This is a genomic window from Arenimonas sp. (assembly GCF_036275555.1).
Classification (GTDB): Bacteria; Pseudomonadota; Gammaproteobacteria; order Xanthomonadales; family Xanthomonadaceae; genus Arenimonas.
In genome coordinates this window covers 82,896-96,069 of the sequence record NZ_DASUDO010000005.1, presented here as the reverse complement: position 1 = coordinate 96,069, position 13,174 = coordinate 82,896, and the positions used below count along the sequence as shown (strand labels likewise).

The following is a 13,174-nucleotide window of genomic DNA, read 5'->3' as shown; positions in this document are numbered from 1 at the left end:
GATGATCGACGCGATCCGCGACTTCCTCCTGGCCTACGGCGACCTGGGCCTGGTGGCCTGGACCCTGGCCAAGATCATCGTCATCGTCCTGCCGATCACCATCGGCGTGGCTTTCTTCACCCTGTTCGAGCGCAAGGTGATCGGCTGGATGCACGTGCGCCAGGGCCCGCAGTACATCGGCGGCTTCCTGGGCATCGGCGTCATCCAGGCCTTCGCCGACGTGTTCAAGATGCTGTTCAAGGAGCTGGTGATCCCGGCCAACGCCAGCCCGCTGCTGTTCCGCCTCGCGCCGCTGCTCGCGCTGGCGCCGGCGTTCGCGGCCTGGGCGGTCATCCCCTTCGACGAGGGCGTGGTGCTGGCCGACGTCGATGCCGGCCTGCTGGTGCTGCTGGCCCTGACCTCGATGGGCGTGTACGGCATCATCGTCGGCGGCTGGGCGTCGAACTCCAAGTACGCCATCCTCGGTTCGCTGCGTTCCGCGGCCCAGGTGGTGAGCTACGAGATCGCGATGGGCTTCGCCCTGGTCGGTGTCCTGGTCGCCGCCGGCACCATGAACCTCACCCAGATCGTGCACGCGCAGCAGGGCAGCCTCGGCATCGGCGAGTGGTTCATGTGGCCGCTGTTCCCGCTGTTCGTCATCTACTTCATCTCCGGCGTGGCCGAGACCAACCGCGCGCCCTTCGACGTCGCCGAGGGCGAGTCCGAGATCGTCGCCGGCTTCCACGTCGAGTACTCCGGTTCGGCCTTCGCGATCTTCTTCCTGGCCGAGTACGCCAACATGATGCTGGTCAGCCTGCTGACCTCGATCCTGTTCATGGGCGGCTGGCTGTCGCCGTTCCCGCCGTCCTGGGGCTTCCTGGGCGAGCCGGGCTGGTGGTGGCTGGCGCTCAAGTTCGCGTTCTTCGCCTTCTGCTTCGTCTGGTTCCGCGCCTCGTTCCCGCGCTACCGCTACGACCAGATCATGCGCCTGGGCTGGAAGATCTTCATTCCGATCACGATCACCTGGATCTTCGTGACCGCCATCATGGCCTACAACAATTGGTTCACGGTCGGGGCCTGAGGACGCTATGAACCAGATCAAGAACTACCTCAAGAGCCTGCTGCTGCTGGAGCTGCTGGCCGGGCTGAAGCTGACCCTGGGCTACATGTTCAAGCCCACCTACACGCTCAACTACCCGTACGAGAAGACGCCGCAGTCGCCGCGCTTCCGCGGCCTGCACGCCCTGCGCCGCTACCCGAACGGCGAAGAGCGCTGCATCGCCTGCAAGCTGTGCGAGGCGGTTTGCCCGGCGCTGGCGATCACCATCGATTCGGAGCCGCGCGCGGACGGCTCGCGCCGCACCACGCGCTACGAGATCGACCTGTTCAAGTGCATCTACTGCGGCTTCTGCGAGGAAAGCTGCCCGGTGGACTCGATCGTCGAGACCCACATCCACGAATACCACTTCGAGAAGCGCGGCGAGAACGTGGTCGGCAAGCTGCAGCTGCTGGCCATCGGCGACCGCTTCGAAGCGGAAATCGCCGAGCGGCGCGCCGTCGACGCGGCCTACCGCTGAGGCAGGGGACGAACCCATGACCTACCAACTCTTCGCTTTCTACGCCTTCGCCGCCATCACCGTGCTGGCGGCGCTAGGCGTGATCCTGGCGCGCAACCCGGTGCACGCGGTGCTCAGCCTGGTGCTCGCCTTCTTCTCCACCGCCTGCCTGTGGCTGCTACTGCAGGCCGAGTTCCTGGGCGTGGTGCTAGTGCTGGTGTACATCGGCGCCGTGATGGTGCTGTTCCTGTTCGTGGTGATGATGCTCGACATCAACACCACGCCGATGCGCGAGGGCTTCACCCGCTACCTGCCGCTGACCGGCGCGGTGGTGGTGGTGATGGCGGCCGAGATGGTGCTGCTTATCGGCGGCAAGCGCTTCGAAGTCGGCCTGTCGTCGGTGGACCCGGCGGCCGCGGCCGGCAAGACCAACCTGCAGTGGATCGGCGAGACCCTGTTCAGCAAGTACATCCTGCCGTTCGAGATCGCGGCCGTGATCCTGACCGTGGCCCTGGTGGTGGCGGTGATGCTGACCCTGCGCCGCCGCCCGGGCACCAAGCACCAGGACGCCAGCCGCCAGGTGGCGGTGCGCGCCGAGGACCGCGTGCGCCTGGTCAAGGTGCCGTCCGAACCCCGCCAGGAGGGCAACCCGTGATCAGCCTCGGCCACTACCTCGCGCTGGGCGCGGTGCTGTTCTGCATCAGCGTCGCCGGCATCTTCATCAACCGCAAGAACGTCATCGTGCTGCTGATGTGCATCGAGCTGATGCTGCTGGCGGTGAACATCAACTTCGTGGCCTTCTCGCGCTTCCTCGGCGACGTCTCGGGCCAGATCTTCGTGTTCTTCATCCTGACCGTGGCCGCCGCCGAGGCCGCCATCGGCCTGGCCATCTTGGTGACGCTGTTCCGCAACAAGCGGACCATCAACGTCGCCGAACTCGATTCCCTGAAGGGCTGAGCGCGCCATGATCTCCATGAACACGCTCCTGGTCATCGCCCTGGCGCCGCTGGTCGGCGCCGCCATCGCCGGCCTGTTCGGCAAGCAGGTGGGCCGCGCGGGCGCGCACTGGGCCACCATCCTCGGCGTCGCGGTCAGCTGCGCGTTGTCGTGCCAGGTGCTCTGGCAGTTCGCCGTGGGCGGCGCCGCGCCGTTCAACGAGAACGTCTACACCTTCTTCCAGGTGGGCGGCTATGCGGCGCACGTCGGCTTCATGGTCGACAGCCTCACCGCGATGATGATGGTGGTGGTGACCTTCGTGTCGCTGCTGGTGCATGTCTACACCATCGGCTACATGGCCGAGGACCCGGGCTACCAGCGCTTCTTCAGCTACATCTCGCTGTTCACCTTCAGCATGCTGATGCTGGTGATGAGCAACAACTTCCTGCAGCTGTTCTTCGGCTGGGAAGCAGTGGGCCTGGTGTCCTACCTGCTGATCGGCTTCTGGTTCAAGCGGCCGACCGCGATCTTCGCCAACCTCAAGGCCTTCCTGGTCAACCGCGTCGGCGACTTCGGCTTCCTGCTGGGCATCGCCGGCGTGCTGATGTGGCTGGGCACGCTCGACTACGCCACCGCCTTCGCCCAGGCCTCCAACGCCTCGCTCAACGACACCTTCACCCTGTGGTCGGGGCAGGTGGCGCTGTTCGGCCACACCTGGCAGGTGCTGGCGAACCCGGTGCAGGTCCAGATCATCAGCTTCATCTGCATCTGCCTGTTCATCGGCGCGATGGGCAAGTCGGCCCAGGTGCCGCTGCACGTCTGGCTGCCGGACTCGATGGAAGGCCCGACGCCGATCTCGGCCCTGATCCACGCCGCCACCATGGTGACGGCCGGCATCTTCATGGTCGCGCGCATGTCCCCGCTGTTCGAGCAGAGCGAGGCGGCGCTGGCCTTCGTGCTGTTCATCGGCGCCACCACGGCCCTGTTCACCGGCCTGATCGGCATCGTGCAGAACGACATCAAGCGCGTGGTCGCGTACTCCACCCTGTCGCAGCTGGGCTACATGACCGTCGCGCTGGGCGTGTCGGCCTACTCGGCCGCGGTGTTCCACCTGATGACCCACGCCTTCTTCAAGGCGCTGCTGTTCCTGGCGGCGGGCTCGGTGATCATCGGCATGCACCATGAGCAGGACATGCGGAAGATGGGCGGCCTGCGCAAGTACATGCCGATCACCTACGTCACCAGCCTGATCGGCACGCTGGCCCTGGTCGGCACGCCGTTCTTCTCGGGCTACTTCTCCAAGGACACGATCATCGTGGCGGCGGGCGAGGCGGCCAAGACCGGCGGCTGGGTGCAGACCTACGGCTACTGGGCGGTGATGCTGGGCGTGTTCGTCACGGCCTTCTACAGCTTCCGCCTGCTTTACCTGACCTTCCACGGCAAGGAGCGTTTCCGCGAGGTCGAGGCCCATGGCCACGACGACCACGGCCACGACGCCCATGCCGACGCCCACCATGGCGATGCGCACGACGACCACGGCCACCACGGCCCGGTCGAGCCGCACGAGTCGCCCAAGGTCGTCACGATCCCGCTGATCCTGCTGGCCATCCCCTCGATCCTGATCGGCTTCTTCACGGTCGGCCCGATGCTGTTCGGCGATTTCTTCCGCGGTGCCATCGAGGTGCTGCCGGCGCACGACACCGTCGCCCTGGCCGCGAACTCGCTGTGGCACGACGAGCACGGCTGGCTGTCGGCCGCGGTCGGCTTCGGCATGCACTTCTACGCCTCGCCGGTGTTCTGGATCGCCTTCGCCGGCTTCGCCGCCGCCACGGTGCTGTACCTGTACTTCCCGGACACCGCCACGAAGATGCGCGCCAGCAAGCCCGGCGCCTTCCTCACCCGCATCCTGGACAACAAGTACGGCTTCGACGACCTGTGGATCAAGGGCTTCGCGGGCGGCGGCATCAAGCTCGGCAAGTTCTCCTGGAAGCGCGGCGACGCCGGCCTGATCGACGGCCTGCTGGTGAACGGCTCGGCGGTGCTGGTCGACCGCATCGCCGGCATCGTCCGCCACGTCCAGACCGGCCGCCTCTACAACTATGCCTTCGCCATGATCATCGGCCTCATCGTCCTGCTGGCGGTGCTGGTGCGGACGATCGGCGCCTGAGACCCACAAGGAAGACCTGATGGATGCCAACTGGCCCCTGCTGAGCGTGCTGATCTGGCTGCCGATCCTCGGCGGCCTGCTCACGCTGGCCTTCGGCGACGCGCGTGCGAACCAGGGCAAGGTGTTCGCCCTCGTGGTGGCGCTGGCGACCTTCGCCGCCAGCCTGCTGCTGTTCGCCGGCCACGACGTCTCGTCGCCGGCGATGCGCTTCGTCGAGGACCGCGCCTGGATCCCCAGCTTCGACATCCGCTACGCCCTGGGCGTGGACGGCATCTCGATCGCGCTGATCGCCCTGACCACGCTGACCTCGGTGCTGGTGCTGGTGGGCTCGTGGACGTCGATCGACCGCCGCGCGCACCAGTACTTCGCCGCCTTCCTGGTGCTCGAGGGCCTGATGGTCGGCGTGTTCGCCGCGCTCGACGCCATGCTGTTCTACGTGTTCTTCGAAGGCATGCTGATCCCGATGTTCATCATCATCGGCGTCTGGGGCGGCCCGAAGCGCGTGTACGCGTCGATCAAGTTCTTCCTGTACACGTTCCTGGGCTCGGTCTTCATGCTGATCGGCCTGGTGTACCTGTACCTGCGCACGGTGGAGGCGGGCGACCCCAGCTTCATGCTGGCCGACCTCTACACCCTCAAGCTCACCGCCACCGAGCAGGCCTGGCTGTTCTTCGCCTTCCTCGCCGCGTTCGCGGTCAAGGTGCCGATGTTCCCGGTGCACACCTGGTTGCCGGACGCCCACGTCGAGGCGCCGACCGGCGGCTCGGTGATCCTGGCGGCGATCATGCTCAAGATCGGTGGCTACGGCTTCCTGCGCTTCACCCTGCCGATCGTCCCCGACGCGGGGCAGGAGTGGGCCTGGCTGGTGATCGCGCTTTCGCTGGCGGCCGTGGTCTACATCGGCCTGGTGGCGCTGGTGCAGGAGGACATGAAGAAGCTGATCGCGTACTCGTCGATCGCGCACATGGGTTTCGTCACCCTCGGCACCTTCATCGCCTTCGCGCTGGTGCGCGAGCTGGGCAGCACCGACGCGGCGCAGCTGGGCCTGCAGGGCGCGATGGTGCAGATGATCTCGCACGGCTTCATCTCCGGCGCGATGTTCTCGTGCGTGGGCGTGGTCTACGACCGCATGCACAGCCGCATGATCCGCGACTACGGCGGCGTGGCCAACACCATGCCCTGGTTCGCCGCCTTCTTCGTGTTCTTCGCGATGGCCAACTCGGGCCTGCCGGGCACGTCCGGCTTCGTCGGCGAGTTCATGGTCATCCTGGCCGCGTTCCAGCACAACGTGTGGGTGGCCTTCGCGGCCGGCTTCACGCTGATCCTGGGCGCCGCCTACACGCTGTGGATGGTCAAGCGCGTGATCTTCGGCGAGGTGGCCAACCACCACGTCGCCGAGCTGACCGACGTCAACGGCCGCGAGGTCCTGGTGCTGGGCGTGTTCGCGCTCGGCACGCTGGCGCTGGGCGTCTACCCCAAGCCGCTGACCGACCTCATGGAAGCACCGATCGCGCAGCTGCTCACCCAGCTCGCCGCCACCAAGCTGTAAGGGAACCCGAATGGCCTTGCCGATGCCCACCCTCGCCGACCTGGTACCGCTGGGACCGGAAATCTTCGTCTGCGGCGCGGCCTTCGCGCTGCTGATGGTGGACCTGTTCCTGTCCGACCAGCGCCGCGGCCTGACCCACTTCCTGGCCCTGTTCATCCTGGCCGCGGCGGCGGTGCTGACCGCGCGCGACATGGCGATGGCGCCGGTGTACGGCTTCGCCGACCTGTTCGTGCGCGACACCGCCAGCGACGTGCTCAAGCTCGCCGTGTACGTGGTGGCCGGCGCGTCCTTCGTCTACGCCAAGCCCTACCTGCAGGACCGCGGGCTGTTCAAGGGCGAGTTCTACGCGCTCGGCCTGTTCTCGGTGCTGGGCATGATGCTGATGATCTCGGCCAACAGCATGCTGGTGCTGTACCTGGGCCTGGAGCTGCTGGCCCTGAGCAGCTACGGCCTGGTCGGCATGGACCGCGACAACCCGCGCTCGTCCGAGGCGGCGATGAAGTACATCGTGCTCGGTTCGCTGGCCTCGGGCATGCTGCTCTACGGCATGTCCATGGTGTACGGCGCCACCGGCAGCCTGCAGCTGGGCGAGATCCATGCCGCCGCGGCCAGCACCGGCGACCGCACGCTGCTGCTGTTCGGCGTGGTGTTCATGCTGGTCGGCATCGCCTTCAAGTTCGGCGCGGCGCCGTTCCACATGTGGCTGCCGGACGTCTACCACGGCGCCCCGACCGCGATCACCCTGTTCATCGGCTCGGCGCCCAAGCTGGCCGCTTTCGGCATGGCCTACCGCCTGCTCGAGTCCGGCGTCGGTCCGGTCGATGCCTACTGGCAGGACATGGTGGCCTGGCTGGCGGCGCTGTCGCTGGTGATCGGCAACCTGGTGGCGCTGGTGCAAACCAACCTCAAGCGCATGCTGGCGTACTCGACCATCTCGCACGTCGGGTTCCTGTTCATGGGCCTGGCCCAGGGCGGGCAGGTGGGCTATTCGGCGGCGATGTTCTACGCCATCAGCTACGCGGTGATGTCCACCGCCGCCTTCGGCGCCATCCTGCTGCTGTCTCGCAAGGGCTTCGAGGCCGAGGACATCGCCGACTTCAAGGGCCTGTGGGCGCGCAACCCGACCCAGGCCACGCTGGTGATGTTCGTGATGGCCTCGCTGGCCGGCGTGCCGCCCTTCCTGGGCTTCTGGGCCAAGCTCGAGGTGCTGCGCGCGGCGGTGGATGCCGGCCTGCTGTGGCTGGCCATCGTCGGCGTGGTGGCGGCCGTGGTCGGCGCCTTCTACTACCTGCGCCTGGTCAAGGTGATGTTCTTCGACGAGCCGGAAGGCGAGGGCGCCCGCATCCATCCGGACGGCCACGTGCGCGTACTGTTCGCGGTGAACGCGGTGGCGCTGCTGGTGCTGGGCCTGTTCGCGGAGTGGATCCTGGCCTGGTGCCGGGTCGCGTTCCCGGTCGCCTGAACCGCTCGATCATCATTGGGCTTGCGCCGGCTTCGCCGGCCCCCCTATAATGCGCGTCTACTGCTGCGGGGTGGAGCAGTCTGGCAGCTCGTCGGGCTCATAACCCGAAGGTCGCAGGTTCAAATCCTGCCCCCGCTACCAGTTTCTGGCCTTGAACCGAAAGGACTCATTGCCAAGGCTTTTTCCCTCGGGTCGGCCCAGTTGGCGGCCCCGGGAAGCCGGAACCTGGATGTACCGGAAAAGGGCCTCACGGCCCTTTTTTGTTTTCGAAATTCCGCAAACGCAAAGGCACAGGACCGACCCGATGACCGGCAAGGCGACTGAAATCGGCGATCTGCTCGCACCCACGGTCGAGGCCCTCGGCCTGGAGCTGCTGGGCATCGAGTTCGCGCCCACCGGCCACAGCGCGCTGCTGCGCCTGTACATCGATGCGCCCGGCCGCCTGGTCGGCATCGAGGACTGCGAGGCGGTGAGCCGCGAAGTGGCCGCGGTGCTCGACGTCGAGGACCCGATCGCCTCGCAGTACACGCTGGAAGTGTCCTCGCCCGGCATCGACCGCCCGCTGTTCACCGCCGAGCAGTTCGGCCGTTTCGTCGGCGAGCAGGCCAAGCTGACCCTGCGCATGGCCCAGGACGGCCGCCGCCGCTTCATCGCCCGCATCACCGGCGTCGAAGGCGACGTGGTGCTGCTGGCGCACGAGGCGGGCGACATGCGCGTGCCGCACGACAACATCGAGAAGGCGCGCCTGGTCCCGGACCTGGTCGCCCTGGGCCTGGCGGCCCAGCCCAAGCCCACCGGCCCGGGCGGCACCCGCCGCAAGGCCAAGAAAGAATCCTGATCAAAACCCCGGGGCGGTCGAACCACCCCTGACGGAGCTGGAAAAGATGAGCAAGGAACTGTTGCTGGTGATGGAAGCGGTGGCCAACGAGAAGGGCGTGCCGCGCGCCGTGATCATCGAGGCGATGGAGGCCGCGCTGGCCTCGGCCGCCAAGAAGCGCTACCACGAGCAGGACGTGTCCGTGCGCGTGTCCATCGACCCCAAGGACGGCAGCTACGAGACCTTCCGCCGCTGGGAAGTGGTGGCCGACGACGTCGTGATGGAGTCGCCCGAGCGCCAGATCCGCCTGATGGACGCGGTCGACGAGAAGGAAGGCGCCCAGGTCGGCGACTTCATCGAGGAGCAGGTCGAGAACGCCGAGTTCGGCCGCATCGCCGCCCAGGCCGCCAAGCAGGTCATCGTCCAGCGCGTCCGCGAGGCCGAGCGCGCGCAGGTGCTAGACGCCTGGCGCGACCGCGTCGGCGAGCTGGTGAACGGCATCGTCAAGCGCGTCGAGCGCGGCAACGTGTTCGTCGACCTCGGCGGCAACGCCGAAGCCTTCATCCCGAAGGACAAGGCCATCCCGCGCGACGTGCTGCGCCCGGGCGACCGCGTGCGCGGCTACCTGCTCGACGTGCGCGCCGAGCAGCGCGGCCCGCAGCTGTTCATCAGCCGCACCGCGCCGGAATTCATGATCGAGCTGTTCAAGCTCGAGGTGCCGGAAGTCGGCCAGGGCCTGGTCGAGATCAAGGCCGCCGCCCGCGACCCGGGTGACCGCGCCAAGATCGCCGTGCTCGCCCACGACCACCGCACCGATCCCATCGGCGCCTGCATCGGCATGCGCGGTTCGCGCGTGCAGGCCGTGAGCAACGAGCTCAACGGCGAGCGCATCGACATCGTGCTGTGGTCGGACAACCCGGCGCAGTTCGTGATCAACGCCATGGCCCCGGCCGAGGTGCAGTCGATCATCGTCGACGAAGAGAAGCACTCGATGGACCTCGCGGTCGCCGAGGACAAGCTGGCCCAGGCCATCGGCAAGGGCGGCCAGAACGTCCGCCTCGCCAGCCGCCTGACCGGCTGGCAGCTCAACGTGATGACCCAGGACCAGGTCACCGCCAAGTCCGAGACCGAGCAGGCCACCGCGCGCCAGCTGTTCATGGACAAGCTGGAGGTCGACGAGGAAATCGCCGGCATCCTGGTCGCCGAAGGCTTCAGCACGGTCGAGGAAATCGCCTACGTGCCGGCCGCCGAGCTGCTGGCGGTGGAAGGCTTCGACGACGACATCGTCGAGGAGCTGCGCGCCCGCGCCCGCGACGCGCTGCTCACCGAGGCGCTGGCGGTCGAGGAAGAGATCGAGGAGCACAAGCCGGCCGACGACCTGCTGTCGCTCGACGGCATGGACGAAGCGCTGGCCTACACCCTGGCCGGCCGCGGCATCGTCACCCGCGACGACCTCGCCGACCTGGCCACCGACGACCTCACGGACATCGAGGACATGGACGCCGATCGCGCCGCCAAGCTGATCATGGCCGCGCGCGCACACTGGTTCGAGTAATCGCCCCGCCTGCGTTTGTTCCAAGTCGTTCCCCGCACCACCACGCGCGCCCCGGCGCGCCGCCCCAAGGAATCACCAACCAATGTCTGAAGTCACCGTTGCTTCGCTGGCCAAAGTGCTGGGTATGCCCACCGAGAAGCTGCTCGAGCAGCTCGCGGGTGCGGGCATGACCTTCAGCGGGCCGGACCAGGTGGTCAGCAGCACCGAGAAGATGAAGCTGCTCGGCTTCCTGCGCCGCACCCACGGCAAGGACGACAAGCCGGCGGAAGCAGCCGTGCCCAAGAAGATCACCCTGCAGCGACGCAAGCAGGAAGAGCTGACCGTCAGCGCCGGCAAGACCAAGTCCACGGTCACCGTCGAGGTCCGCCAGAAGCGCACCTACGTCAAGCGCGACGAGACCGAGGCGCCGGTGACCGACGAGCGCCAGGAGGCCCTGCGCAAGCTCGAGGAATCCAAGGCCCGCAACGACGCCGAACTGGCCGCGCTCAGCGAAGCCGACCGCAAGCGCAAGCTCGAGCGCGACGCCGAGGAAGCCCGCCTGAAGGCCGAGGAAGCCGCGCGCAACGCGCCGGTGGCCGTCGAGCCCGAGGAGCCGGAGTTCGAAGAGGAAATCGAAGTCGCGCCGCCCAAGCCGTCGCCGCGCGCCGCCGCGCCGGGCCCGGTCGGCCAGATCATCATCCACGAGCCGCGCAAGGCCCGTCCGGTTGCGCCCAAGCCGGCGCCCGCGCCCGCGCGCCCGGCCCCGACCGGCCCGAACAAGCCGGGTCCCGGCGCCGCCAAGCAGACGCCGCCCAAGGGCAAGACCGTGCGCGGTTCGCACGCGATGGTCGACAACGAGGGCGACGAGGGCCAGGCCAGCCGCTTCGCGGCCGGCCAGCTGCACCTCACCGATTCCGAGCGCGCCCGCCGCGGCGCCGCCGGCAACCGCAAGAAGAGCAAGGTCCGCGGCCCGGAGCCCTCGCGCACCGCCAGCGGTGCCCACGGCTTCTCGCGCCCGACCGCGCCGATCGTCCGCGACGTCTACATCGGTGATTCGATCACCGTGGCCGACCTGGCCGTGAAGCTGGCCATGAAGGGCGGCGAAGTGGTGCGCGCGCTGTTCAAGATGGGCGTGATGGCCACCATCAACCAGGTCATCGACCACGACACCGCGGTGCTGGTGACCGAGGAGCTCGGCCACCGCGCCAGCAAGGCCAACGAGGACGACGCCGAGGTCGCGCTGGTCGCGCACCAGGAAGACGTGCAGGGCGAGCGCAAGACCCGCCCGCCGGTAGTCACCATCATGGGCCACGTCGACCACGGCAAGACCTCGCTGCTCGACTACATCCGCCGCACCAAGGTGGCCACCGGCGAAGCCGGCGGCATCACCCAGCACATCGGCGCCTACCACGTCGAGACCGACAAGGGCGTCATCAGCTTCCTCGACACCCCGGGCCACTCGGCGTTCTCGGCCATGCGCGCCCGCGGCGCCAAGCTCACCGACATCGTGGTGCTGGTGGTCGCGGCCGACGACGGCGTGATGCCGCAGACGGTGGAAGCGGTGAACCACGCGCGCGCGGCCAAGGTGCCGCTGCTGATCGCCGTGAACAAGATGGACAAGCCGGAAGCCAACCCGGACAACGTCAAGCAGGGCCTGGTCAAGCTTGAAGTGGTGCCGGAAGAGTGGGGCGGCGACGTGCAGTTCGTGCCGATCTCGGCCAAGACCGGCATGGGCGTGGACGCGCTGCTGGAAGCCATCGCCGTGCAGGCCGAGGTGATGGAACTCACCGCGGTGTACGACGCCCGCGCCACCGGCGTGGTCATCGAATCCGCGCTCGACAAGGGTCGCGGCCCGGTCGCCACCGTGCTGGTGCAGCAGGGCACGCTCAAGAAGGGCGACTACCTGGTTTGCGGCGTGCACTACGGCCGCGTCCGCGCGCTGTTCGACGAGAACGGCAAGCAGACCGACCAGGCCGAGCCGTCGATCCCGGTGCAGGTGCTGGGCCTGTCGGGCGTGCCCGACGCCGGCGACGACTTCGTGGTCGTGGCCGACGAGCGCCTGGCCAAGGAAGTCGCGCAGCAGCGCGACGCCAAGCGCCGCGAGTCGCGCCTGGTCGCCACCGCCGGTTCGCGCATGGAAGACATCATGGCCTCGATGGGCCAGGACAAGGACCAGGCCAACCTCAACCTGCTGGTCAAGGCCGACGTGCAGGGTTCGGTCGAGGCGCTGCGCCAGGCCCTCGTGGCGCTGTCGAACGACCTGATCAAGATCAACGTGATCAGCTCGGGCGTCGGCGGCATCACCGAGTCCGACGCCACCCTGGCCGCGACCTCCAAGGCCGTGATCATCGGCTTCAACGTCCGCGCCGACGCCAGCGCCCGCCGCATCATCGAGACCAATGGCCTCGACCTGCGCTACTTCTCGATCATCTACGACGTCATCGACCAGGTGAAGCAGGTCGCGTCCGGCCTGCTGGGCGTGGAGATCCGCGAAGAGATCCTCGGCATCGCCGAAGTGCGCGACGTGTTCCGCAGCTCCAAGTTCGGCGCCGTCGCCGGTTCGCTCGTGGTCGAGGGCACCGTGCGCAAGAACAAGCCGATCCGCGTGCTGCGCAACTCGGTCGTTGTGTTCGAGGGCGAACTGGAGTCGCTGCGCCGCTTCAAGGACAACGTCGAGGAAGTCCGCTCGGGCACCGAGTGCGGCATCGCGGTGAAGGCCTACAACGACGTGCAGCCGGGCGACCAGATCGAATGCTTCGAGCGCATCGAGGTCCAGCGCACGCTGTAAGGCGCGCGCGAGCCCATGGCGAAGAAGAGCTTCCATCGCACCGACCGCGTCGCGGCCCAGCTGCGGCGCGACATCGGCCAGATCGTGCACCAGGCCGTGCGTGAGTTCGGCCTGCCCTCGGTCAGCGTGTCCGACGTCGAGGTCACGCGCGACCTGGCCCACGCCAAGGTCTTCGTGACCGCGCTGATCGGCGAGCAGGGCCCGGCCGCGGTCAAGGGCCTGAAGGAGATCGCGCCCGAGCTGCGCTATCGCCTGGGCCAGGCCGTGCGCATGCGCCACGTGCCCGAGATCCATTTCTTCTACGACGATTCGGTCGACAAGGGCGAGCGCATCGACCAGCTGCTGCGCGACAACCCGCCCGGCCCCGCCGAGGACTGAGGCCCGCG

General features: G+C 67.8%; 11 protein-coding genes and 1 tRNA gene. All 12 read left to right on the top strand.

The genetic code is table 11. The features are described from left to right. Position 1: 1 nt before the first annotated feature. The 12 genes from nuoH (at position 2) to rbfA (ending at position 13,166) form a co-directional block, all read left to right on the top strand. The gene (gene nuoH / locus VFV21_RS00685; RefSeq protein WP_329667648.1) at positions 2-1,060 is read left to right on the top strand and encodes an NADH-quinone oxidoreductase subunit NuoH; all 1,059 of its coding nucleotides are present in this window, start codon (positions 2-4) and stop codon (positions 1,058-1,060) included. 7 nt (positions 1,061-1,067) lie between these two features. After that, positions 1,068-1,556: an NADH-quinone oxidoreductase subunit NuoI gene (gene nuoI, locus VFV21_RS00680; RefSeq protein WP_034209923.1), complete on the top strand. Its 489-nt coding sequence runs from the start codon at positions 1,068-1,070 to the stop codon at positions 1,554-1,556. Between the two features lie 16 nt (positions 1,557-1,572). After that, positions 1,573-2,190 carry an NADH-quinone oxidoreductase subunit J gene (locus tag VFV21_RS00675; protein WP_329667647.1) on the top strand — a complete coding sequence of 206 codons (618 nt, stop codon included), beginning with the start codon at positions 1,573-1,575 and terminating at the stop codon, positions 2,188-2,190. Continuing rightward, positions 2,187-2,492 carry an NADH-quinone oxidoreductase subunit NuoK gene (gene nuoK / locus VFV21_RS00670; protein ID WP_034209925.1) on the top strand — a complete coding sequence of 102 codons (306 nt, stop codon included), beginning with the start codon at positions 2,187-2,189 and terminating at the stop codon, positions 2,490-2,492. The genes VFV21_RS00675 and nuoK overlap by 4 nt, the downstream gene beginning before the upstream one ends. A 7-nt stretch (positions 2,493-2,499) precedes the next feature. Beyond that, the gene (gene nuoL, locus VFV21_RS00665; protein ID WP_329667646.1) at positions 2,500-4,638 is read left to right on the top strand and encodes an NADH-quinone oxidoreductase subunit L; all 2,139 of its coding nucleotides are present in this window, start codon (positions 2,500-2,502) and stop codon (positions 4,636-4,638) included. Positions 4,639-4,657: 19 nt separating this feature from the next. After that, entirely contained in the window at positions 4,658-6,187 is a 1,530-nt protein-coding gene (locus VFV21_RS00660) for an NADH-quinone oxidoreductase subunit M (RefSeq protein WP_329667645.1), read from the top strand. Positions 6,188-6,209: 22 nt separating this feature from the next. Then, the gene (nuoN, locus tag VFV21_RS00655) at positions 6,210-7,649 is read left to right on the top strand and encodes an NADH-quinone oxidoreductase subunit NuoN (protein ID WP_245593925.1); all 1,440 of its coding nucleotides are present in this window, start codon (positions 6,210-6,212) and stop codon (positions 7,647-7,649) included. Positions 7,650-7,713: 64 nt separating this feature from the next. Beyond that, positions 7,714-7,790, top strand: a tRNA-Met gene (locus VFV21_RS00650). A 163-nt stretch (positions 7,791-7,953) separates the two neighbouring features. Next, the gene (rimP, locus tag VFV21_RS00645; RefSeq protein WP_329667644.1) at positions 7,954-8,487 is read left to right on the top strand and encodes a ribosome maturation factor RimP; all 534 of its coding nucleotides are present in this window, start codon (positions 7,954-7,956) and stop codon (positions 8,485-8,487) included. Between the two features lie 46 nt (positions 8,488-8,533). Then, a complete protein-coding gene (gene nusA / locus VFV21_RS00640; protein WP_034209930.1) occupies positions 8,534-10,021 on the top strand; it encodes a transcription termination factor NusA in 1,488 nt (495 codons plus the stop codon). 82 nt (positions 10,022-10,103) lie between these two features. Further along, positions 10,104-12,788, top strand: coding sequence for a translation initiation factor IF-2 (gene infB / locus VFV21_RS00635; protein WP_329667643.1), 2,685 nt, complete (start codon positions 10,104-10,106; stop codon positions 12,786-12,788). Positions 12,789-12,803: 15 nt separating this feature from the next. Beyond that, entirely contained in the window at positions 12,804-13,166 is a 363-nt protein-coding gene (rbfA, locus tag VFV21_RS00630) for a 30S ribosome-binding factor RbfA (protein WP_034209932.1), read from the top strand. The last annotated feature ends 8 nt before the right edge of the window (positions 13,167-13,174 follow it).

Coding starts and splice junctions, on each gene's coding strand:
- nuoL (WP_329667646.1), top strand. CDS start 2,500: ATGATCTCCATGAACACGCTCCTGGTCATCGCCCTGGCGCCGCTGGTC.
- rbfA (WP_034209932.1), top strand. CDS start 12,804: ATGGCGAAGAAGAGCTTCCATCGCACCGACCGCGTCGCGGCCCAGCTG.
- nuoH (WP_329667648.1), top strand. CDS start 2: ATGATCGACGCGATCCGCGACTTCCTCCTGGCCTACGGCGACCTGGGC.
- nuoN (WP_245593925.1), top strand. CDS start 6,210: ATGCCCACCCTCGCCGACCTGGTACCGCTGGGACCGGAAATCTTCGTC.
- nusA (WP_034209930.1), top strand. CDS start 8,534: ATGAGCAAGGAACTGTTGCTGGTGATGGAAGCGGTGGCCAACGAGAAG.
- infB (WP_329667643.1), top strand. CDS start 10,104: ATGTCTGAAGTCACCGTTGCTTCGCTGGCCAAAGTGCTGGGTATGCCC.
- VFV21_RS00660 (WP_329667645.1), top strand. CDS start 4,658: ATGGATGCCAACTGGCCCCTGCTGAGCGTGCTGATCTGGCTGCCGATC.
- nuoI (WP_034209923.1), top strand. CDS start 1,068: ATGAACCAGATCAAGAACTACCTCAAGAGCCTGCTGCTGCTGGAGCTG.
- VFV21_RS00675 (WP_329667647.1), top strand. CDS start 1,573: ATGACCTACCAACTCTTCGCTTTCTACGCCTTCGCCGCCATCACCGTG.
- rimP (WP_329667644.1), top strand. CDS start 7,954: ATGACCGGCAAGGCGACTGAAATCGGCGATCTGCTCGCACCCACGGTC.